This is a genomic window from Enemella evansiae, from assembly GCF_002250705.1.
Taxonomy (GTDB): domain Bacteria; phylum Actinomycetota; class Actinomycetes; order Propionibacteriales; family Propionibacteriaceae; genus Enemella; species Enemella evansiae.
On the sequence record NZ_NMVP01000003.1, the window covers coordinates 113,825 to 133,700 of the forward strand.

Below are 19,876 nucleotides of genomic sequence, written 5' to 3' on the forward strand. Positions count from 1 at the left end.
CGGCGCAGGCAGTGTGCATAACCCCTGACAAGTTCGGAGGGTCAGGAGCCGGCGGCGGCCGCCTGGATCGCGGTCAGGGCGATGGTGTATTCGATGTCCTCGACCAGGGCGCCGCGGGAGAGATCGTTGACCGGTTTGGCGATGCCCTGCAGCATCGGCCCGACGCTGATCACCGAGGCGCTGCGCTGGACCGCCTTGTAGGTGGTGTTACCGGTGTTCAGATCGGGGAAGATGAACACCGTCGCCCGACCGGCGACCGGGGAATCCGGTGCCTTGGAGCGAGCCACCGAGGCGGTCGTCGCCGCGTCGTACTGCAGCGGGCCGTCGACCAGCAGATCCGGGCGCCGCTGGCGTACCAGCTCGGTCGCCCGGGCCACCTTCTGCACATCCGCACCGGCCCCGGAGGTCCCGGTGGAGAAGGAGATCATCGCCACCCGCGGCTCGATCCCGAAGGCCTTCGCCGAATCAGCCGACTGGATCGCGATATCGGCCAGCTGCTCGGCATCCGGATCGGGATTGATCGCACAGTCACCGTAGACGACGATCTCATCGGGCAAGCCCATGAAGAACACCGAGGAGACCAGGCTGGCATCCGGGCTGGTACCGAGGATCTGCAGCGCCGGGCGGACCGTGTTCGCGGTGGTGTGCACCGCCCCGGAGACCAGCCCGTCGACCTCACCCAGATAGAGCATCATGGTGCCCAGCACCACGGTGTCGGCCAGCGAGTCCCGGGCCATCTGCGGCGACATGCCCTTGTGCCTGCGGCGTTCCACCAGGGCATCGACATAGCGGTCGGCCACCTCGGCGGGGTCGATGATCTCGATGTCGTCGGGCACCTCGAGCCCGAGCTGCATCGCGACCGCCTCCACCTCCGAGTGCGGCGCCAGCAGCACGCACTGCGCGATCTTCTTGCGCTGACAGGAAAAGGCGGCCTGCACGGTCCGCGGTTCGGCACCCTCGGGCAGCACGATCCGCTTGCCGGCCTGCTGCGCCAGCAGGGTCAGCTGGCGACGGAACGCCGCCGGGCTGAGCCGGCGCCGGGTGGACTCGGCGGGCAGACTCGCCAGCCACTGCTCGGAGAACGCCTCGCCGAAGCGTTCGGTGACCAGCCGGGTGCGGGTCTCATCGTCGGCGGGGATCTCGGTGTCCATCCGGATCACCTTGTCCACCGTGTCGAAGGTGCCCTCACGGGACAGCAGGATCGGCAGACCCGAATCCAGTGCCGGTTGGGCCAGCGCCATCAGGCTCGGGTCCGGCGGGACACCCTTGGTGTGCAGCACCGCGGCCAACCGGGTACCGCTCATGGTCGCCAGTGCGGAAGCCATCACCGCATCGTGCCGGTCACCGGGGAAGACGCAGAGCCGGCCCTCCTTCAGCTCGGGCACCGCACCGGGGATCGCCTGGGCGATGATCGTGGTACGCCGGATCCGGCGCTCCTGATCACCGGCGTTCAGCACCTCCAGATCGAGCTGGCGGACCAGATCCGCGACCCGCGGCCAGTAGAGGTCCGGCGACTCGGTGACCACCCCCACGACCGGCGGCCCGCTGCGCCCGACGACCCGCCGGTACGCCTCCGCGTCCGCGTCGGCCGGCAACCGGCAGAGCAGGATCCCGCAGACCCGGCTCGATTCACCGACCGCATAGGAGCCCGCCGCCCCCGACACCAGCGTGGCCAGCTGTTCCGGGGAATGGTCCCGGACCGCGCCGACGAGCAGGATCTCCGCGTCCAGCGCCTGCGCCAGGTCGTGGTTGACCCGACCGGAATAGGTGAGCTCCGCGCTCGGCAGCAGACCCTCGACGACCACCAGATCGTGGCGGGCGAGCACCTCCTCGCCGACGGTCAGCGCGCGCTCCATCAGGTCGTCGTCCTCGGCGCGGGCGATGAACCCCTCGGCCTCGCTCACCCCGATCGGCTCCGGTGCCTGCAACGGGCTGATCAGGCGGACCAGCCGATGCGCGTGGTCGGGCCGGCCGCCGCGGTTCTGCGCGACCGGCTTCAGATAGCCGACATCGACCCCCCGGGCGTCCAGGGCGTGCACCAGGCCGAGACAGGTGGCGGTCAGTTCGGCACCGTGGTTGATCGGCACCACCAGGATCCGGCGGCTCATCGATCTGCCTCCGTGGTGAGCTGGTGGGCGTCCCGGGCGATCACCAGTTCCTCATCGGTCGGTATGACCAGGGCGGTGACCGGGGAGTCCTCGGTGGTGATCACACCCGGTTCGCCGCGCAGTGCGTCATTGGCGCCGGCATCCAGGCGCAGCCCGAGGAATCCCAACCGCTGCAGCACTTCCGCACGGATCTGGGTGTCGTTCTCGCCGATGCCGCCGGTGAACACCAGCACATCCACCCCCTCGGTCGCGACCGCCAGCGCGGCGACGTATTTGGCGAGCCGATAGCCGAACACCTCCAACGCCAGCCGGGCGTCGGGATCGCCGTCGTCGGCGGCGGCTCGGATCTCGCGCATGTCGTTGCTCACCCCGGAGAGGCCGAGCAGCCCGCTGCGCTTGTTCAGATCGAGGGTGATCTGTTCCAGCTCGGCACCGGTCCGATCCTGGACATAACCCGGTACGCCGGGATCGACGTCCCCGGAGCGGGTGCCCATCACCACACCCTCCAGCGGGGTCAGTCCCATCGAGGTGTCCACGCTGACGCCGTCACGGATCGCGGTCAGCGAGCAGCCGTTGCCCAGGTGGGCGGTGATCATCCGGAGCTCGGCCAGCGGCCGGTCGAGGAACTCGGCGGCGCGCTGCGAGACGTAGCGGTGGCTGGTTCCGTGGAATCCGTACCGGCGTACGCCCAGGTCGCTGTACCACTCCGGCGGCACCGCATAGCGATAGGCGTGCGCCGGCATCGTCTGGTGGAAGGCGGTGTCGAACACCCCGACCTGCGGCACCTCCGGCAGCACCTGCTGGGCGGCCTCGACGCCGGCGATGTTGGCCGGATTGTGCAGCGGGGCGAGCGGGATGCAGTCCCGCACCGCGGCCAGGGTCTCCTCATCCAGCACCACCGAGGAGTGGAACCGCTCCCCGCCGTGCACCAACCGGTGCCCGACCGCGGCGATGTGATGGCCCTGCTCGTCGAGCCAGTCACCGAGCCCCGACAGCACCCGGCTCAGCACCGCCTGATGATCACCGTCGCCCAGGTCGGTCAGTTCGCGTTCGCCGTCCGGCAGTCGGATCGTCGCGCTCGCCCGGGGCGTACCGACCCGTTCGGCGATGCCGCTGAGGAGCTCCTGCTCGCGTTCGGGATCGTAGAGGGCGAACTTCACCGATGAGCTGCCGCTGTTGAGCACAAGAACCGTTGCGGACACCTGGCCACCTTTCCGGCCCCTGGTGGAACCGCAATCGCTGGTGGTCCGGAAGGGCCTGTGGCGAGCGTATCGCGGGAGGTGCTCAGCCGCCGAGTTCGCGTTGCATCGTACGGACCACCTGGGTGGCCTCGGGGATCCCGGCGCCGGTGAACTCCTGGTAGAGCCGGATCGCCTCGTGCTTGTTGCCGTAGGTCAGCGCGCCCTCGATCTGCAACCGCTGCTCATTGGTCAGCGGCCGCGATCCATGGGTCGGATAGTAGGTCTCCCGCACCGTGTGGGTGATCCGCATCGAATAGGGCGCCTGCTCCTGCCGGGGCTGGTACTGCTGACCCATCCGCGGTCGGATCAGGAATGGCCAGACCACCCACAGCCAGATGATCACCATCGGCACCAGCGGGCCGAGCCGGCCGCCGCTCATCCCGGACACGAAGATCGCGACCAGCAGCAGCCACCACTGGGCGAACCAGGGGCGTTCGGGTTTCGGCGGCGCGAAGCCGGCACCGGGGCCGTACGCCGGGTGGTCGACCGGGGCGGGATAGCCACCGGGGGTCTGCGGATACTCGGCGAAACCACGGCCCGGCGGATCCTGCGGTGCCCGCGACGCGTCGGCCGCCTCACCCGGTCGCCGGCCCGGCAGGTCGGTGAACAGGTCCCGGAGTTCCTGCTGGGTCTTGGCGCTCAGCGCCTTGGAGATCCGCTCATCGAACTCCTCGTGGCTCAACCGGCCGGCGGTCAGGTGCTCCTGCAGCAACGACACAGCATCGTCACGATCCGCATCGCCGGCTCGCATCGAAAACTGCTCGTCGCTCATTCCTCCAGCCTAGTCGGCGCATGGCTACCGCAGGCGTGTGGCAGGGTGGATGGCGGCCAGCGACAATCCCGCAGCGGTGCGTGGACACAGGAAGAGAGAGCATGACTGACTTCGGCTATGTCGAGGACTTCACCGCGTCGCAGGGGGTGCTGCCGCCACGGGCCCGGCTCGACACCTCGGCGCCGAGCCTGGACCTGGACGGGGACTGGCGGTTCCGCTGGTCACCGAGCCTGGCCGCGACCACCGAGGGGTTCGAGTCCGTCGACTTCGACGATTCCGACTGGCGCACCCTGCCGGTGCCGTCCTGCTGGCAGCTCACCGACATCGCCGAGCGCACCCCGGACCAGGATCCCCTCGGCTGGGACCTGCCGGCGTACACCAATGTGCTCTATCCGTTCCCGATCGACGTGCCGCACGTTCCCGATGCGAACCCGACCGGGGAGTACCGCCGGGATTTCACGCCACCACAGGGATTCGGGGACGACCAGGACCGGGTGCTGCTGCGCTTCGACGGGGTCGACTCCAGCTTCGCCTGCTATCTGAACGGACAACTCGTCGGCACCGCGACCGGCTCCCGGCTGGTGCACGAGTTCGACGTCACCGACCTGCTGGTGTCGGGCCGCAACGTGCTCGCGGTCCGGGTGCACAAGTGGTCGGCCGCCTCCTACCTGGAGGACCAGGACATGTGGTGGCTCTCGGGCATCTTCCGTTCGGTGAGCCTGCTCGTCCGCCCCGCCGGTGGCATCGACGACGTCTTCGTGCACGCCGACTGGGTCGACGGGATCGGCACCCTGCGGGTCGAGGTGAGCGGCGGGTCGGCGACGGTACGCCTGCCCGAGCTGGATCTGGAGCTGGCACCGGGGGAGACCCGGGAGCTGCCCGGGATCGAACCGTGGTCGGCGGAATCACCGCGTCGCTACCTGCTCGAGGTGGTCGGCGAGCGCGAGACCGTGCGGCAGTGGATCGGCTTCCGCAGCATCGCCATCCGCGACGGGGTGCTGTACGCCAACGACCGGCCGCTGATCTTCCGCGGCGTCAACCGGCACGAATGGCATCCCGAGACCGGGCGTACGCTCGATCGGGCGACGATGCTGGCCGATGTGCTGCTGATGAAGCGCCACAACATCAACGCCGTGCGCACCTCGCACTATCCGCCGCATCCGGACTTTCTGGATCTCTGCGACGAATACGGCCTGTGGGTGATCGACGAATGCGACCTGGAGACCCACGGTTTCGAGGTGATCGGCTGGCAGGGTACGCCGGCCACCGACGAACGCTTCTTCCCGGCGCTGCTGGAACGGATGCAGCGCACCGTGGAGCGGGACAAGAACCATCCCTGCATCGCGCTCTGGTCCCTCGGCAACGAATCGCACACCGGACCCGGGATCGCCGCGATGGCTGCCTGGACGAAGGAACGCGACCCGTCACGGCCGGTGCATTACGAGGGTGACTACGAGTGCGAATACGTCGACATCTATTCGCGGATGTATTCCTCACTGAGCGAGATCGATGCGATCGGGCAGCGGCTCGCCGAGCACGACGGCTACCAGACCGGGGTGGTGCCGCCGCGTTACACCGAACGCAGCCGCAGCCTGCCGTTCATGCTCTGCGAATACGTGCACGCGATGGGCAACGGGCCGGGGGAGCTGCGCGAGCACCAGGAGCTGATCGAACGGCACGACCGGATCGCCGGCGGGTTCGTCTGGGAGTGGCTCGATCACGGCATCACACCGGCGCAGGGGCGGCGGAGTTTCCGCTATGGCGGGGATTTCGGCGAGGAACTGCACGACGACAACTTCGTCATCGACGGGCTGGTGCTTCCCGATCGCACTCCGTCCCCGGGCCTGATCGAGCTGAAGAAGGTCTTCGAACCGATCCGGATCACCATCGGTGCCGACCTGGTGGAGGTCGAGAATCTCCACCGGGACGGCGATTGCGGCGATCTCCGGTTCGCCTGGACGCTGGTCGACGGCGCCGGTGACGAACTGGAGGCCGGGGAGCTGGACGTGCCGCCGGTGGCCACCGGGGCGCGGGTCACGGTGCCGCTGCCCACCTCCGGGGCGGGTGTGCTCACGGTGTCGGTGACGCTCGCCGAGGCGCGGAACTGGGCCGAGGCCGGCCACGAGATCACCTTCGGCCAGGCGGATCGGCGCGAACCGGGTACGCCGGACGCGGGAGCGGGACGACCCGCGCCGGAGGTGGCGAGCTTCGACGGGCGCGGCCGCCTCACCGAGCTGTTCGGCGTCGCCGTCGAGGGTCCGGTGCTGGATCTCTACCGGGCGCCGATCGACAACGACCGGCGGGGCAGTCATGCCGCCGACGCCGCCACCGCCTGGCACCGGATCGGGTTGCACCGACTGCACCATCGGCTGGTCTCGGCGGCCGACACCGCCACCGGGCTGGAGTTCGTCACCCAGGATGGTCCGGCCGCGACGAACGCCGGGTACCGCACCAGCTGGCGCTGGACCGCCGTGCGGGGCGGGGTACGCCTGGACGTGACCGGTGAGGTCGTCGGCGACCTCGGGGCGACCCTGCCCCGGATCGGCCTGCGGTTCGGCGTACCGCCCGAATGGGATCGGCTGACCTGGTTCGGCCGCGGCCCGGGGGAGGCCTATGTCGACTCGCACGAGTCGCAGCGACTGGGTCGCTGGACCGCCGGGATCGACGAGCTGCAGACGCCGTATGTCTTCCCGCAGGAGAACGGCAACCGCGCCGAGGTGAGCTGGTGCCTGGTCGGCGGCGGTGAGGCCGGGCACGGGCTGCGGATCGAGTCCGACACCCCGATCAACGTGTCGCTGCACCCGTGGACCGCCGAGCAGCTGGCCGCCGCGACCCACGTCGATGACCTGGTGGTCGGGGACCGGCACTGGCTGAATCTCGACCTCGCCCAGCACGCCCTCGGCTCCGCCGCCTGCGGCGCCCCGCCCAGCCGCGAACACTGGCTCACCCCGCGGGATTTCACACTGGGCCTCACCTTCCGTCCCCTCTGACGCGATCCCACGCCGACCATTGCTCCGCTTCGCTGCGCATGGTCGGCACTCGATGAGCGTGGGGTGTCAGACCTCGACGGTGCCTTCTTCGTACTGGACGCCGAGCTGGTCGGTGACCTGGCCGAGCATCCGCTGGACGGCGAGGGTGTCATCGAGCGGCATCACCGGGCTCTCGGTCAACCCCTGGGCCAGGTATTCATCGACCGCGTTGAACTCGTGGGCGTACCCGCGCCCGCTCGCCGGCAGCTCGAGCTCATAGGCATCACCCTGGCGCGGGGTGACCCGCAGCCGGGTGGGGTGGTGGAAGCGCGGCATCAGCTCGATCGAACCGTCGCTGCCCATCACCACCGCGCGGCCCGGGGAGGCCACGTCGAACCCGGCGGTGACCACGCCGACGCGCCCGTCCGCGTGACCGAGCAGCGCGCCGAAGCTCATGTCGACCCCGTTGGGCGCCAACTCGCCGTGCGCGGTGACCTTGTCCGGCGTACCCAGGAACTGCTGGGCGATCGAGAGCACATAGACACCCAGATCCAGGGCCGCCCCGCCACCGAGCTTCGGGTCGAAGAGCCGGTCGCTCGGGTCGTACGCCCGGTAGGCACCCAGGTCGGCCTGCACCTGGCGCACCTCACCGATGGCGCCGTCGGCGATCAGCTCCCGCGCCTTCACCGTCGCCGGCTGGAACCGGGTCCACATCGCCTCCATGCAGAACACCCCGGCCTGCCGCGCGGCGTCGACCACCTGCTCCGCACCGGCGACGGTCGCGGTGAACGCCTTCTCCACCAGGACGGCCTTTCCGGCGGCGATGGCGGCCAGGGCCAGATCACGGTGCTGCGGATGCGGCGTACCCAGATAGATCGCATCCACCTCGGGATCGTCGATCAGCTGGCGATAGGTCAGCCCGCGGGCGCCGCCGTGCCGGGCACCGAACTCGGCCGCCCGGTCGGCGTCCCGGGAGCCGATCGCGACCAGCTCACCATTGCTCACATGGGCGAAGTCCTCGGCCACCACATCGGCGATCCGTCCGGTCCCGGCGATACCCCAGCGCGTAGTCATGGGCTCAGCCTAGAGGCACCGCGCCGGCGCCCGTGGACGAGTCTGGTGCCCTCCCGCACGGCCGGTATTGTGGCCGCTGCATCGGCGGACCCCGTTCGCGGGCCGCGACCAGGTGAGGCAGCGAGGAGAATGAGTTGACCCGGGTAGTGCAGAAGTTCGGCGGCTCGTCGGTCGCCGACGCCGACAGCATCAAGCGCGTCGCCAAGCGGGTCCTGGCCACCAAGCAGTCGGGCAAGGACGTCTGCGTGGTGATCTCGGCGATGGGTGACACCACCGACGAGTTGATGGACCTGGCACTGCAGGTCTCGCCGATCCCCAAGCCGCGCGAGCTGGACATGCTGCTGACCACCGGTGAGCGGCAGAGTGCCGCGCTGCTGGCGATGGCGCTCGCCGATCTGGGTGTCGAGGCCCGCTCCTACACCGGTTCCCAGGCGGGGGTGATCACCACCGGCAAGCACGGTGATGCCCGGATCATCGACATCACCCCCGGCCGGGTGACCACCGCTCTCGATGAGGGCTCGATCGTGATCGTCGCCGGCTTCCAGGGCGTCGCCCAGGACACCAAGGACATCACCACCCTCGGCCGCGGCGCCTCCGACACCACCGCGGTCGCGCTGGCCGCCGCCGTCGGCGCCGACTACTGCGAGATCTACACCGACGTGGACGGCATCTTCACCGCCGACCCGCGGATCGTCTCGGCCGCCAGCCAGGTGCCCGAGATCAGTTACGAGGAAATGATGGAGATGGCGGCCAGCGGCGCCAAGGTGCTGCACCTGCGCTGCGTCGAGTACGCCCGCCGGGAGAACGTGCAGGTGCATGTGCGTTCCTCCTTCTCCGACCGCCCCGGCACCTGGGTCAAGGACCTCAAGGACATCGCCACGACCGACAAGGATGGAAACCCGATGGAACAGGCCATTATCTCCGGTGTCGCGCACGACCGCGGCGAGGCCAAGATCACCATCGTCGGGGTGCCCGACAAGGTCGGTGAGGCCGCCCGGATCTTCGACGCGATCGCCGCCTCCGGCATCAACATCGACATGATCGTGCAGAACCAGTCGCGGGTCTCCACCTCGCGCACCGACATCTCCTTCACCCTGCCCAAGACCGAGGGCCGGAACGCGATGCAGAAGCTGAACGAGATCCAGCCCGAGGTCGGTTTCGAGGAGCTGCTCTTCGACGACCAGATCGGCAAGGTGTCGATCGTGGGCGTCGGGATGAAGTCGCACCCCGGGGTCACCGCGCGGTTCTTCCGGGCGCTGGCCGATGCCGAGGTCAACCTGGACATGATCTCCACCTCCGAGATCCGGATCTCGGTGGTCGTCGACGCCGAGGCGGTGGATCGCGCGGTCCGTGCCGCGCACACCGCGTTCGGGCTGGACGCCGAGGGTGAGGCCGTCGTCTACGCCGGCACCGGCCGCTGACGGGTACGCCTAGGCGAGACCGAGATAGCGGCGCGCGTTGCCGCCACGGATCGCCGCCGCCTGCTCGGCGGTGAGCCAATCGGCGGCCTCGGCGTCCTCGACGACCTGGCCGACCGGCTCCTCGCCGAGCGGATAGGGGTGGTCCGAGCCGAGCAGCACGTGGTCGGCGCCGAGGGTGTCCACCAGCAGCCGCAGCGCCCGCTGGTCGAAGACCACCGAATCCACCAGGATCCGGTCCAGATAGTGTGACGGCGGTTTTTCGCTGCCCCGGTTGACATTCGGGGAGCGCTGCCAGGCGTTCTCCACCCGGCCGAGCCAGAACGCGAACGACCCACCGCCGTGGGCGAAGGCGATCCGCAGCCGGTCATCGATCCGGTCGAAGGCGCCGCTGAGGATCAGCGACAGGATCGACAGATGGGTCTCTGCCGGCATCCCGGTCAGCCATTGCAGCATGTAGCGGTTCAGCCGCGGCGAGTTCGGCATGTCCCACGGGTGCACGAAAACCGGTGCACCGACCTCGGCGCAGTGCTGCAGGAAGGTGACGATGCCCGCGTCGTCGAGATCGCGGTCGCCGACATGGTTGCCGATCTCGACACCGCGGTGACCGTTCGCCAGGCAGCGGTCCAGCTCCGCACACGCCAGGTCGGCATCCTGCAGCGGCACCTGGCAGAAGGTGCTGAACGCCTCGCCGGTGTCGGCGAACATCTCCCGACCCAGATCGTTGAACACCCGGGCCACCCGCATCGCCTGTTCCGGCGGGCGGTCGTAGCCGAAGAACACCGGGGTCGGTGACACCACCTGGTGGGTGACCCCGCTGCGCGCCATGTCGGACAGGCGGACCTCGGGGGACCAGCAGTTGTCACCGATCCGCCGGAACTCGGTCGAGCCGACCATGATCATCGCCTCCCGCTCGGTGAGCGGTTTCAGCCATGGCCAGTCCGCCCCACCACCGGCGACCTCGGCCAGCTCCGGCCAACCGTGCGGGACGTGATGGGAATGGGCGTCGACCTTGTCCAGGATCGGATTCGTCAACGGTGGCTGGGATTCCTGGCTCACGCGCCGCGCCCCGGATGGACCGCACCGCAGTTGGCACAGTGTCGCAGTTCCTCGTCGGCATAGAACTTCTCGAAGGCCGGCGGCAGGTCGGCGACGATGTCACGCACCTGCAACTCCACCTCATGGAGCTGGTGGTTGCACTCGGGGCAGTACCAGCGGAAGGACTCGAGGACACCCTCGGGGCGGATCCGTTCCACCACGATGCCGATCGACCCGGCCTCGGGGCGCTGCGGCGAATGCGGCACATTGCCCGGCAGCAGCCACATGTCACCCTCGTTGATGACGACCCGCTCGGCCCCGTTCTCGGTCTGGATGTTGACGTGCATCGAGCCGCGGTACTGGTAGAACCACTCCTCGTAGGGGTCGACATGGAAGTCGGTGCGCTGGTTGGGGCCACCGACGACCTGGATGATGAAGTCGGCGGTCTGCTCATACATCTGCTTGTTGTTCACCGGTGGCCGGAGCTGGTCCTGATGCTCGGCGATCCAACGTTCGAAGTTGAAGACGGTCGGGATGCTCACGATTGCTCCTCCGGGATGCTTGCGATGGCCTGGATCTCGATCAGCAGATGGGGATGGGGGAGTTGGTGCACCGCGACCGTGGTGCGCGCCGGCCCGGTCTCCTCGAAGTGCTGGGCGTACACCTCGTTGTAGCCACCGAAGTCGTTCATGTTCACCAGGAAGGTGGTGATCTGCACGATGTCGGACAGCCCGGCACCGACCTCGGCCAGGATGTCGGCGAGATTGCCGATCACCGCCTCGGTCTGGGCGCGGATGTCCAGGTTCGTGGTGCCCAGCTCGTCGACCTCGACCCCGGCGAAGGTGTTGTCCGGGCGACGGCTGCTGGTGCCGGAGACGAATGCGAACCCGCCGGAGACCTTCACATGCGGGAAGCGGCCGCGCGGTTTCGCCTTGCCCGGCACGGTTCTGGCGTCGGTCATGGTCCTCCTTGCTCGGCTGCTCTGGTTTGATTGTGCCCCCGGGGGCGATACCCAGCCAGTAGGATTTCGCGCAGGGGCTATGCCTCTCCGGGCATAGGTGTACGCGGAGGGGGCGGGATGAGCACGCGAGGATTCGACAGCCGGCTGAAGCTGCGGCACCTGACACTGGTCACGGCCGTGGCGGAGCACGGCAGCCTGGTCCGGGCCGCCGAGGAGCTCTACATCAGCCAGCCGGTGGTCACCCGGGCGATCCAGGAACTCGAGGAGATCCTGGGCGTACCTCTGTTCGAGCGGCACCCGCGGGGGATGACGGTCACCGACTACGGTGCGGCGTTCGTCCGGCACGCGCAGTCGGTGCTGGCGGAGCTGCGCAGCGCGCAGACCCACCTCGAGCAGCTCGGGCGCGCCGATCTGGGCACGGTCACCGTCGGCACCTATCTGGCGGCGGCGCATCTGCTGCTGCCGTTGGCGATCGACCGGCTGAAGAGTCGGCATCCGGGACTGCGGGTGGTGGTCCGCGAGGACACCGTGGGGATGCTGCGTTCGGCCCTGGCGGCGGGTGGACTGGACCTGATCACCGGGCGGGCGGCACAACAGGACGATCCCCGTTTCTCCTTCCATGGCGTGTATCGCGAGCCGATGGCGCTCACGGTCGGTACCGGGCATCCGCTCGCCTCGGCCGCGCCGCCGGAGCTGCCCGAGCTGCTGGGCCAGCCGTGGCTGCTGCCGGTCGCCGAGACCACCCTGCGCACCGAGGTGGAGCAGTTCTTCACCCGGCACGGCTGCGTGCTGCCGGCGAATGTGGTGGAGTGCAACACCTTCCTGACCATCCGGCGGCTGCTGGGCACCGGGCGGTACCTCGGGATCCTGCCGCGGTCGCTGGTCCGCGACGACCCGGCCCTGACCACACTCGACCTGCCGCTGGATGAGGTCGGCTGGTCGGTCGGGGTCACCGTCCTCCGCGGCACCGCGCGGACCCCCGCCGCCGATGCCATGCTCACCGCCCTCATCGACGCGGGCCGCGAGATCGCTGACACCACCGCCGACTAGCGTTGCCGCATGGGATCAACCTCGGTCGCGCAGATCGGCCTCATCGTGTCCGTGATGTCCATCGCGTTCACCCTGGCGACGCTTGCGGTGCTGATCTTCGCGATCGTCAAGACCGGTGGCACCGTGCGGGTGCTGGTCGTGGTGGCCGGTGTGCTGATGTTGCTGGCGCGGGCGAGCTTCCCCGCGGTGACGGCCCTCGCCTCCGACTCCGCCGACCGGGTCCTGATCGTCCTCGTGCCGCAGATCGTCGCGAGCGTGCTCGGACTGGCCAGCACGGTCTGCCTGGTGCTGGCGGTCGTCAAGGCCTGGGGTGGACGCCAGGGCGCGCAATCGACCCACCCGCCGGGTCCGCCCGGGGCGTACCTGCAACAGACCCAGCAACCGCCGCGCTGACCCTCAGAGCTTGCTGATCAGCTCCGGTTCGGTCTTGTCGCGGATCTCCTGCTCGGTGACGTCCGGGGCGAGTTCGATCAGTTCCAGGCCGTTCTCGGTGACATCGATGACGCCGAGGTCGGAGATGATCCGCTGCACCACACCCTTGCCGGTGTAGGGCAGCGAGCACTCGTTGACCACCTTGTAGGAGCCGTCCTTGGCGACGTGCTCCATCAGCACGATCACCTTCTTGGCGCCGTGCACCAGATCCATCGCCCCGCCGGGGCCCTTGACCATCTTGCCGGGGATCATCCAGTTGGCGATGTCACCGTTCTTCGACACCTGCATGGCGCCGAGGATCGCGGCGTCGATCTTGCCGCCACGGATCATCCCGAAGCTGAGCGCGGAATCGAAGAGCGAGGCGCCCTTGCGCAGCGTCACGGTCTCCTTGCCGGCATTGATCAGGTCGGGATCCTCATCACCCTCATAGGGGTACGCCCCCGTGCCGAGGATGCCGTTCTCGGACTGCAGCACCAGTTCCACATCGTCGGCGACATAGTTTGGCACCATCGTCGGCAGCCCGATGCCGAGGTTCACATAGGAGCCGTCCTCCAGCTCCTGCGCGGCGCGGGCGGCCATCTGCTCACGGGTCCAGGGCATCTCAGGCCTCCTTGCTCTGCGCGTCCGCCGACTCCGGGCGGGGGCGTACGGTGGTCTTCTCGATCCGCTTGTCGGCGGCCTGTTCCGGGGTCAGCGGAACCACCTTGTGCACATAGACACCCGGCAGATGCACCTCGGCGGGATCGATCTCGCCCGGTTCGACGAGCTCCTCGACCTCGGCGATCGTCACCTTGCCGGCCATCGCGCACACCGGGTTGAAGTTCTGCGCGGCCTCGCGGAACACCAGGTTCCCGTGCCGGTCGCCCTTCCAGGCGCGGACCAGGCCGAAGTCGGAGACGATGGCGTGCTCGAGCACGAACTCCTTGTCGCCATCGAGGGTCTCGAAGACCCGGGTTTCCTTCGGTGGCGAGGATTTCACGACATTGCCGTCGGCGTCGTAGCGCCACGGCAGGCCACCATCGGCCACCTGGGTGCCGACACCGGTGACGGTGTAGAAGGCGGGGATCCCGCTGCCGCCGGCCCGCATCCGCTCCGCCAGCGTGCCCTGCGGGGTCAGCTCCACCTCGAGCTCCCCGGAGAGGTACTGCCGCGCGAATTCCTTGTTCTCACCGACATAGGAGGCGATGATGCGGTTGATCCGCTTGTCACCCAGCAGGATGCCCAGCCCCCAGTCATCGACCCCGCAGTTGTTCGACACCACTTCGAGATCGGTCGTGCCCGCATCGTGCAGCGCCTTGATCAGCACCATCGGAATGCCGCACAACCCGAACCCGCCGACGGTCAGCCGGGACCCGTCCTGGATCTCCGCCACCGCCTCGGCGGCCGAACGGACCACCTTGTCCATGCCATCTCCCTCATCGTTGCCAGAACCCGATTGGGCGCTCCCGGGCAGCCTAACGCGCCCCGCCGATGGCTGCAGGGTGGCCCGATCGGGCGTACGCCAACCCTCAGCCGGCGGCTGAGAGTTTCTAGGCCCCCCGCGCGCACCCGTCTACGCTGCCGAACGGTGAGGAGAGGAGTGATCGTGCGCCGACGGTTCGCGATGGTGTTCGGGCTCGGCGTGGCCGTGCTCGCGCTGCTCGCGCCCTCGGCGTCCGCGGCCCCGAACGCGCCCACCCCGATCACCGAGCGCTGGCAGCAGCTCGGCGGGACGAACTCCTATCTCGGCAGCCCGGCCGGCGCGGAGACCGATGGGCCGGTGCCCGGCAGCCGGATCCAGCGCTTCGCCGGTGGCACCATCTACTACGCCCCACCGGCCGCCCGGGTCCTGGTGGGTGCGATCGAGCGGCGGTTCAGCACCCTGAGCGCGGCCGAGCAGACCCGGCTCGGCGCCCCGGTCGGTGACGAGCAGGACGGCTCGCGTCCGGGCAGCCGGCAGAGCCGGTTCACCGGTGGTGCCATCTACTGGTCCGCCGAGACCGGTGCGCAGGTGGTCTTCGGGGAGATCGACGGCCGGTACGCCGGGGATCCGGCCGTGCGGGAGGCGCTCGGGCTGCCGGTCGGCAACGAGACCGACGGTCACCTCGGTGCCCGGCGGACCGCATTCCAGAACGGCCAGATCTACTGGACACCGGAGCTCGGCGCGTACGCCGTGCAGGGTGTGATCGCCGAGCGCTACCGCCAGGTCGGGGCCGGTCTGGGTCTGCCGACCAGCGACGAGGAGGACGGCCGGCTGCCGGGCAGCCGGGTGAGCAGCTTCAGCAACGGGGTCATCCTCTGGTCGCCGGCCACCGGTGCCCAGGCGGTGCAGGGTGCGATCGCGGCCCGCTACCGGGCAGTGGGTGCGGAGGTGTCCGAGTTGGGGCTGCCGGTCGGCGGTGAGTACGCCGTGCCCGGCGGGCGGGCCAGCGACTTCCAGTACGGCCGGATCGGCTATGACGCGGCGAGCGGTGCGACCCGGATCGAGATGACCGGGCGCCCGGAATCCTCGCCGCTGTGGACCGAGTGCCGGTTCACCCTGGACGGGGTCGATGTGGTCTGGCCGGCGAACAACCGCAGCCTCACCGTGGTCAGCGGCACCGGCGCCACCGCCTCGCTGAAGCTCTATCTGCGCACCAATTCGACCTGCGGATTCGATCAGGTCGTCGCGGCCGATGCCCGGGAGAGCGGGCTGGCCGCGGGCAGCTATCCGCTCGCCGAGGCGTACCCACTGGGGACGAATCCCTATCTCGCCGGCGCCGACCCGCGGATCGCGATCGCGCTCGACCAGGGTGCGCGCGCGGCCGCAGTGCAGGCCGACGACGGCACCGCCCGCGCCGGGATCACGATCGATGGTGAGCAGCTGCGGACCGTCGCGCGCGAGGTCCGCCCCTACGACACCATCACCATCACCCGCTGATTCCGGTTTGTGGCCCGAACCTCGGTGGGTCTATCATTCATCGGGTGCCCGGAGCCGACGGTTCGGGGCATCGGGGTGTGGCGCAGCTTGGTAGCGCGCTTCGTTCGGGACGAAGAGGTCGCAGGTTCAAATCCTGTCACCCCGACAACGCGAAGGCCCTGGTCCGGAGAAGTTTCTCCGACCAGGGCCTTCTGTCATGTCTGCGGTGGGCGGGGTCACTCGATCGGATCGAGGAAGGTCAGCACCGAGTGGTCCTCAACGATCAGGTCGTTGAGGGCGGCATTGAACACCGCGCCATAGGGGGCGGCGATGTGGGTTTCGAAGGCGTCGTCGTCGCGATAGACCTCATAGACGAAGAACTTGTCCCGGTCCTCGCTGAGCCGATGGGCGTCGAAGATCAGATTGCCCTCCTCGGCCCGCACATCCCTGGCCAACCCGGCCAGCAGTTCGGCGACCCGGTCGGCATTGCCGGGGGTCGCGGTGAACTCGGCGTACAGCACCTTGGTCATGTCATTCCTCTCCTTGGCTCCGATCCGCGTTCGCCGCTGACAGGCTCCAGCATCACACGCCGGTCTCGGCGGGAAGGCTGCCTTCGGCGATGGCCGCGGTGAACTTCTCGTAGTCCTCGTGATTCCGGGCCGCGTACGCGTCGGCGAAGGCGACCATCGCCTTGTCGAAGACGTTGTCCTCACCCAGATAGGCCGCGATCTCGTAGCGGTCACCGCCGCGGGCATGGGCGTACGCCAGCGCCGTCCCGCAGAACTCGGCGTACATCGCCATCTCCTGCGGTGTCAGCGCCTCGACGACGACCGAGCCCTTGCCGTCGCGCAGCTGGCGCACGTAGTAGTCGCGGGTCGTCCCATCGACGCCCTCGGTGCGTTGCCAGCCCAGGAAGATGTCGCTGGTGCGCTGCATCAGGGTCTGTCCGTCGACGACCCGTTCCCCGTGATGCTGGTACGCCGGGCCGGGCAGATAGCGCTGCAGCACCGAGGTGGTCGCCTGCTTGAGCTGCAGGATCAGCGGGTCGTCCTGCGCCGCCCCGTGCATCAGCGCGATCCAGGCATCCATCCCGACGCTGCCCACCCCGACGACCTTGCGGGCGATGTCGCTGACCTCGAACTCGTTGAGCAGGTGGCGGTGCGCGAAGCTGAGCGTGCTGCGGTACCGGTCGAACGCCTGGCGCACGTTCTGGAAGCCGTTGGCGATCAGCTCGGGGGAGGCGAGCTGGTGGATCGGGACGATCAGCGGCGGCTCGTCGGTGAACCGGCGGATCCCGTCGACCTCGTGGGTCAGCTTGCCCCAGGCCTGCACGTTGTTGCGGTGCCGGGCCTTCTGCAGCGCCTTGCGGGTCTTCTTCGTCGCCGAGGTGTCCAGCTCCGCGCCGACCGCCTCGACCATGTCGGTGGCCTTCACCCCGGAATACCAGACCGCCAGGGTGTGCTTGTCGGCCTGCTCGCGGATCACCGCACGGTAGCGCTTCGCCATCGCGCGGACCGCGCGCCGCGCCTCCTTCCTGGTGAAACCGTTCTCGCGGCCGGCGACCATGATGCTGGCGGCCAGCCGTTTCACGTCCCACTCGAACGGGCCGGGGTATGCCTCATCGAAGTCGTTCAGGTCGAACGCGAGTTCCCGCTCGGGGGTGGCGTACAACCCGAAGTTGCTCAGGTGGGCGTCCCCGCAGAGCCAGACGGTGATCCCGGAGTTCGGGGTACGCGAGAGGTCGTCGGCCATCGGCAGCGCGGCGCCGCGAAAGAAGGTGAACGGGGTCGCGGCCATCCGGCCGTAGCGGATCGGTACCAGCTCGGCGATCCGGTCGGCGGACTGGTCGGCCAGCAGGTCGACCGGGTCGGTACGCCCGGCGTACCCCGCCAGCTCACCGAGACTCGCCGGCGGGATGCGTTCGCGGGCGTCCAACCCGGCCTCGATCTGCTCTTCGCGGGTGCGCACGGTGTGCCGGGTGGGGCTGCTCATGCGCCATCTTGGCATACCGGCCTGCTCGATGGGCGTGTGAAAACCTAGCCCTGGTTGGGAATCAGGGCAGGTTGGGAATCCGGCGGAGCCGGCTTCTTCGCCCTCTTCTGTTTGGCTGCGTTGGCCTGGTCGCGGGCCGCCTGGCGTAGGTCGCGGAGGCGTTGGGCTTTGCGGGCGCGGCGGAGTCGCTCGCGTTCGCGAGCTTCGTCGGCGGCTTGTTCGGCTTCGGCCTGTTCCTTCTCCAACTGGGTCTGGCCGTTGCCGAGGGTGTCGCGGAGGAGTTGCTCGGTCCGGGACAGGGAGGCGGCCGGGTCGTTGATCAGGTGGTCGGGTGGTGGGTGGTCCCAGGTGCCGTGGGGCGTGAGCCAGGCTTCCTGCCCGGCGGGAGTTTTCCAGTGGAACACCCCTGAGGAGAGTTGTTCGATGAGGAAGCCGCCGTGGGTGACCGCGCGGTGCGGGGTTCGGGTCAGCGGTCCCAGATTGCTCGAGCTGGTCGGTCCGTCGGGTGCGGGGATGGTGTGGTCCAGGTCGATCCCGCGGCCGAACGCGGAGCGATTGGAGTGCGGGAAGCGGACGTAGCGGTCCCGCAGCTTCACCCGCTGCGCCAACTCGTCGCTGGGTCGGTAGGTGTTGACCATCACCGGGGCGGCCAGGTCGATGACCGGCCGCACTTTCACGGTGCCGGAGCAGTGCTCCAGCAGTTCTTTCAGATGCTGGAGGGTGACGGGCCCGAGTGCTTCGCCTTCACCACCACGGCCGTTGGCCAGGTCTCGGGAGTTCATGTGCAGGATCAGCCCGGCGCCGTGCCGGCACCTCTCGCTTGTCGTTGTGACGACTTCGCCGTTGCTGTTGACCACATCCCCTTGCGGGGTGACGATCGCACCGTCGAGCAACGACGGCTGGAGCAACTGTCGGGCCCGGTCGGGATGCGCGAGGTGGCCGAGGGCTTCGGCGCGGAGCTCGTCACGGCCGGCGGTGGAGCCGCCGGCTTTCAAGACATCGGCCAGGCGGTCGAGGGTGCCGTTGAGCTGGTGCGCATCACAAGCGTCCATCGATGCGAACAGGTTCGTGATCCCTGCTATCGAGGACGACTGGAACTCGACGCGGCGTTGCTTCTTGGCGGCCTGGCGTTCGGCTTCTTTGTCGTCGTTGAGAATCAACGCGACCTGGGCCTCGGTCGTCGCCACCGCTCGTTTCGGGGTGAGGTTGACCAGCCGGAGTGACCAGAGGGAGTCGAATTCGCGGGCCTGGGTGAAGTTCAAGTGCAGGGCGGCGCGGGAGATGTCGCGGGCGACCCAGACGGGGATGTCGCAGTCGAGGGTGGCTTGCCACAGGATCGGGTGCCGGTGGCGGAGGTTGAGCACGTCGGCGGTCCAGACCTGCGCGGTCTCGGGTGAACACTCGAGGGAGAGCGCGAGTTCGAGGTGGAAGAACTCGGTGATGCCGGGGGTGCCGTCGGCGCCGGGGAAGACGAGTTGTTCACCGTGGAGCACGCGGGTGGTGAGTTCGTCGGTGTGGGTGTTGAGGCCGGAGTAGGTGTCGCAGGCGGCGGCGATCGCGACCAGGCGGTGTGCTTCGGCCTGGGCGATGGTGTCGCTTTCGGCGCGGATCGCGGCGAACACTTGGGCTCGTTCGTTGGTGGTCATCTTTGGTCACCTCCTCTCATCTGCTGCATCCAACAATAGTCACTGTGTTTGATTCAGTCAAGAGGGTTTGGAGAAGTTCTTGGGCGAGTCTGTGGGCTTGGCTTCGACTCCCTCGTTCCTCGGTCGCTCAGCCGGCGCAGGGGCGTGCCTGGTTCATCTCGACACGGTCGCTGCGCGACCTAGTCCGAGAATGGACTCAGCCACGCGCGGTGGAGCGTCCGGCGGCGTGACTCGTCGGTGGGAGTGGTTGTAGGGGTTGTGGTCAGGCGGCGGGTTGCAGGATGACTTTGTAGCCGA

General features: G+C 68.8%; 17 protein-coding genes and 1 tRNA gene. 6 read left to right on the forward strand and 12 right to left on the reverse strand.

All coding sequences use genetic code 11. The features are described from left to right. Positions 1-41: 41 nt before the first annotated feature. The 3 genes from pta to BI335_RS04990 all read right to left on the reverse strand — a co-directional run bounded on the left by pta (position 42) and on the right by BI335_RS04990 (position 4,121). Positions 42-2,108: a phosphate acetyltransferase gene (gene pta, locus BI335_RS04980; protein WP_094429846.1), complete on the reverse strand. Its 2,067-nt coding sequence runs from the start codon at positions 2,106-2,108 to the stop codon at positions 42-44. After that, positions 2,105-3,310 carry an acetate/propionate family kinase gene (locus BI335_RS04985; RefSeq protein ID WP_094429847.1) on the reverse strand — a complete coding sequence of 402 codons (1,206 nt, stop codon included), beginning with the start codon at positions 3,308-3,310 and terminating at the stop codon, positions 2,105-2,107. The genes pta and BI335_RS04985 overlap by 4 nt, the downstream gene beginning before the upstream one ends. 82 nt (positions 3,311-3,392) lie before the next feature. Next, positions 3,393-4,121: a DUF1707 SHOCT-like domain-containing protein gene (locus tag BI335_RS04990; RefSeq protein ID WP_094429848.1), complete on the reverse strand. Its 729-nt coding sequence runs from the start codon at positions 4,119-4,121 to the stop codon at positions 3,393-3,395. A 101-nt stretch (positions 4,122-4,222) separates the two neighbouring features. Between BI335_RS04990 and BI335_RS04995 the strand changes: the two genes are divergently transcribed. Then, the gene (locus BI335_RS04995) at positions 4,223-7,111 is read left to right on the forward strand and encodes a glycoside hydrolase family 2 TIM barrel-domain containing protein (protein WP_172421746.1); all 2,889 of its coding nucleotides are present in this window, start codon (positions 4,223-4,225) and stop codon (positions 7,109-7,111) included. A 66-nt stretch (positions 7,112-7,177) separates the two neighbouring features. On the opposite strand, the gene BI335_RS05000 is transcribed toward BI335_RS04995, so the two are convergent. Beyond that, positions 7,178-8,164 (reverse strand): Gfo/Idh/MocA family protein, encoded by a 987-nt coding sequence (locus BI335_RS05000; protein ID WP_094429850.1) that lies wholly within the window; start codon positions 8,162-8,164, stop codon positions 7,178-7,180. A gap of 134 nt (positions 8,165-8,298) precedes the next feature. Here BI335_RS05000 and BI335_RS05005 point away from each other — a divergent pair, with 134 nt between their 5' ends. Further along, positions 8,299-9,585 (forward strand): aspartate kinase, encoded by a 1,287-nt coding sequence (locus BI335_RS05005; RefSeq protein ID WP_094356327.1) that lies wholly within the window; start codon positions 8,299-8,301, stop codon positions 9,583-9,585. A gap of 9 nt (positions 9,586-9,594) precedes the next feature. Here the strand turns inward: BI335_RS05005 and BI335_RS05010 are convergent, their stop codons facing one another. The 3 genes from BI335_RS05010 to BI335_RS05020 are packed head-to-tail and all read right to left on the reverse strand — an operon-like array spanning position 9,595 to position 11,581. Beyond that, positions 9,595-10,641 (reverse strand): amidohydrolase family protein, encoded by a 1,047-nt coding sequence (locus tag BI335_RS05010; RefSeq protein ID WP_229119451.1) that lies wholly within the window; start codon positions 10,639-10,641, stop codon positions 9,595-9,597. Beyond that, entirely contained in the window at positions 10,638-11,162 is a 525-nt protein-coding gene (locus BI335_RS05015; protein WP_229117683.1) for a 3-hydroxyanthranilate 3,4-dioxygenase, read from the reverse strand. Before BI335_RS05015 ends, BI335_RS05010 begins: the two co-directional genes overlap by 4 nt. Continuing rightward, positions 11,159-11,581: a RidA family protein gene (locus BI335_RS05020; protein WP_094429851.1), complete on the reverse strand. Its 423-nt coding sequence runs from the start codon at positions 11,579-11,581 to the stop codon at positions 11,159-11,161. The genes BI335_RS05015 and BI335_RS05020 overlap by 4 nt, the downstream gene beginning before the upstream one ends. A 117-nt stretch (positions 11,582-11,698) precedes the next feature. Between BI335_RS05020 and BI335_RS05025 the strand changes: the two genes are divergently transcribed. Next, the gene (locus BI335_RS05025; protein WP_094429852.1) at positions 11,699-12,631 is read left to right on the forward strand and encodes a LysR substrate-binding domain-containing protein; all 933 of its coding nucleotides are present in this window, start codon (positions 11,699-11,701) and stop codon (positions 12,629-12,631) included. 9 nt (positions 12,632-12,640) lie between these two features. Further along, entirely contained in the window at positions 12,641-13,024 is a 384-nt protein-coding gene (locus tag BI335_RS05030; RefSeq protein ID WP_094356323.1) for a hypothetical protein, read from the forward strand. 3 nt (positions 13,025-13,027) lie between these two features. On the opposite strand, the gene BI335_RS05035 is transcribed toward BI335_RS05030, so the two are convergent. Continuing rightward, positions 13,028-13,663 carry a CoA transferase subunit B gene (locus tag BI335_RS05035; protein WP_094356322.1) on the reverse strand — a complete coding sequence of 212 codons (636 nt, stop codon included), beginning with the start codon at positions 13,661-13,663 and terminating at the stop codon, positions 13,028-13,030. 1 nt (position 13,664) lies between these two features. Continuing rightward, positions 13,665-14,468 carry a CoA transferase subunit A gene (locus BI335_RS05040; RefSeq protein WP_094356321.1) on the reverse strand — a complete coding sequence of 268 codons (804 nt, stop codon included), beginning with the start codon at positions 14,466-14,468 and terminating at the stop codon, positions 13,665-13,667. A 180-nt stretch (positions 14,469-14,648) separates the two neighbouring features. Here BI335_RS05040 and BI335_RS05045 point away from each other — a divergent pair, with 180 nt between their 5' ends. Both BI335_RS05045 and BI335_RS05050 read left to right on the forward strand, forming a co-directional pair. Then, positions 14,649-15,962: an LGFP repeat-containing protein gene (locus tag BI335_RS05045; protein ID WP_144009072.1), complete on the forward strand. Its 1,314-nt coding sequence runs from the start codon at positions 14,649-14,651 to the stop codon at positions 15,960-15,962. A 71-nt stretch (positions 15,963-16,033) separates the two neighbouring features. Continuing rightward, a tRNA-Pro gene (locus BI335_RS05050) sits at positions 16,034-16,107 on the forward strand. 70 nt (positions 16,108-16,177) lie between these two features. Here BI335_RS05050 and BI335_RS05055 read toward each other — a convergent pair. The 3 genes from BI335_RS05055 to BI335_RS05065 are packed head-to-tail and all read right to left on the reverse strand — an operon-like array spanning position 16,178 to position 19,579. Then, on the reverse strand, positions 16,178-16,471 hold the full coding sequence (locus BI335_RS05055; protein WP_094401796.1) for a putative quinol monooxygenase: 294 nt from the start codon (positions 16,469-16,471) through the stop codon (positions 16,178-16,180). A 52-nt stretch (positions 16,472-16,523) separates the two neighbouring features. Further along, positions 16,524-17,933 (reverse strand): DUF2252 domain-containing protein, encoded by a 1,410-nt coding sequence (locus BI335_RS05060; protein WP_094429854.1) that lies wholly within the window; start codon positions 17,931-17,933, stop codon positions 16,524-16,526. A gap of 44 nt (positions 17,934-17,977) precedes the next feature. Then, entirely contained in the window at positions 17,978-19,579 is a 1,602-nt protein-coding gene (locus BI335_RS05065) for a hypothetical protein (protein ID WP_094429855.1), read from the reverse strand. Positions 19,580-19,876: the final 297 nt, after the last annotated feature.

Coding starts and splice junctions, on each gene's coding strand:
- BI335_RS05025 (WP_094429852.1), top strand. CDS start 11,699: ATGAGCACGCGAGGATTCGACAGCCGGCTGAAGCTGCGGCACCTGACA.
- BI335_RS05035 (WP_094356322.1), bottom strand. CDS start 13,663: ATGCCCTGGACCCGTGAGCAGATGGCCGCCCGCGCCGCGCAGGAGCTG.
- BI335_RS04990 (WP_094429848.1), bottom strand. CDS start 4,121: ATGAGCGACGAGCAGTTTTCGATGCGAGCCGGCGATGCGGATCGTGAC.
- BI335_RS05065 (WP_094429855.1), bottom strand. CDS start 19,579: ATGACCACCAACGAACGAGCCCAAGTGTTCGCCGCGATCCGCGCCGAA.
- BI335_RS05055 (WP_094401796.1), bottom strand. CDS start 16,471: ATGACCAAGGTGCTGTACGCCGAGTTCACCGCGACCCCCGGCAATGCC.
- BI335_RS04995 (WP_172421746.1), top strand. CDS start 4,223: ATGACTGACTTCGGCTATGTCGAGGACTTCACCGCGTCGCAGGGGGTG.
- BI335_RS05060 (WP_094429854.1), bottom strand. CDS start 17,933: ATGAGCAGCCCCACCCGGCACACCGTGCGCACCCGCGAAGAGCAGATC.
- BI335_RS05030 (WP_094356323.1), top strand. CDS start 12,641: ATGGGATCAACCTCGGTCGCGCAGATCGGCCTCATCGTGTCCGTGATG.
- BI335_RS05000 (WP_094429850.1), bottom strand. CDS start 8,164: ATGACTACGCGCTGGGGTATCGCCGGGACCGGACGGATCGCCGATGTG.
- pta (WP_094429846.1), bottom strand. CDS start 2,108: ATGAGCCGCCGGATCCTGGTGGTGCCGATCAACCACGGTGCCGAACTG.
- BI335_RS05020 (WP_094429851.1), bottom strand. CDS start 11,581: ATGACCGACGCCAGAACCGTGCCGGGCAAGGCGAAACCGCGCGGCCGC.
- BI335_RS05040 (WP_094356321.1), bottom strand. CDS start 14,468: ATGGACAAGGTGGTCCGTTCGGCCGCCGAGGCGGTGGCGGAGATCCAG.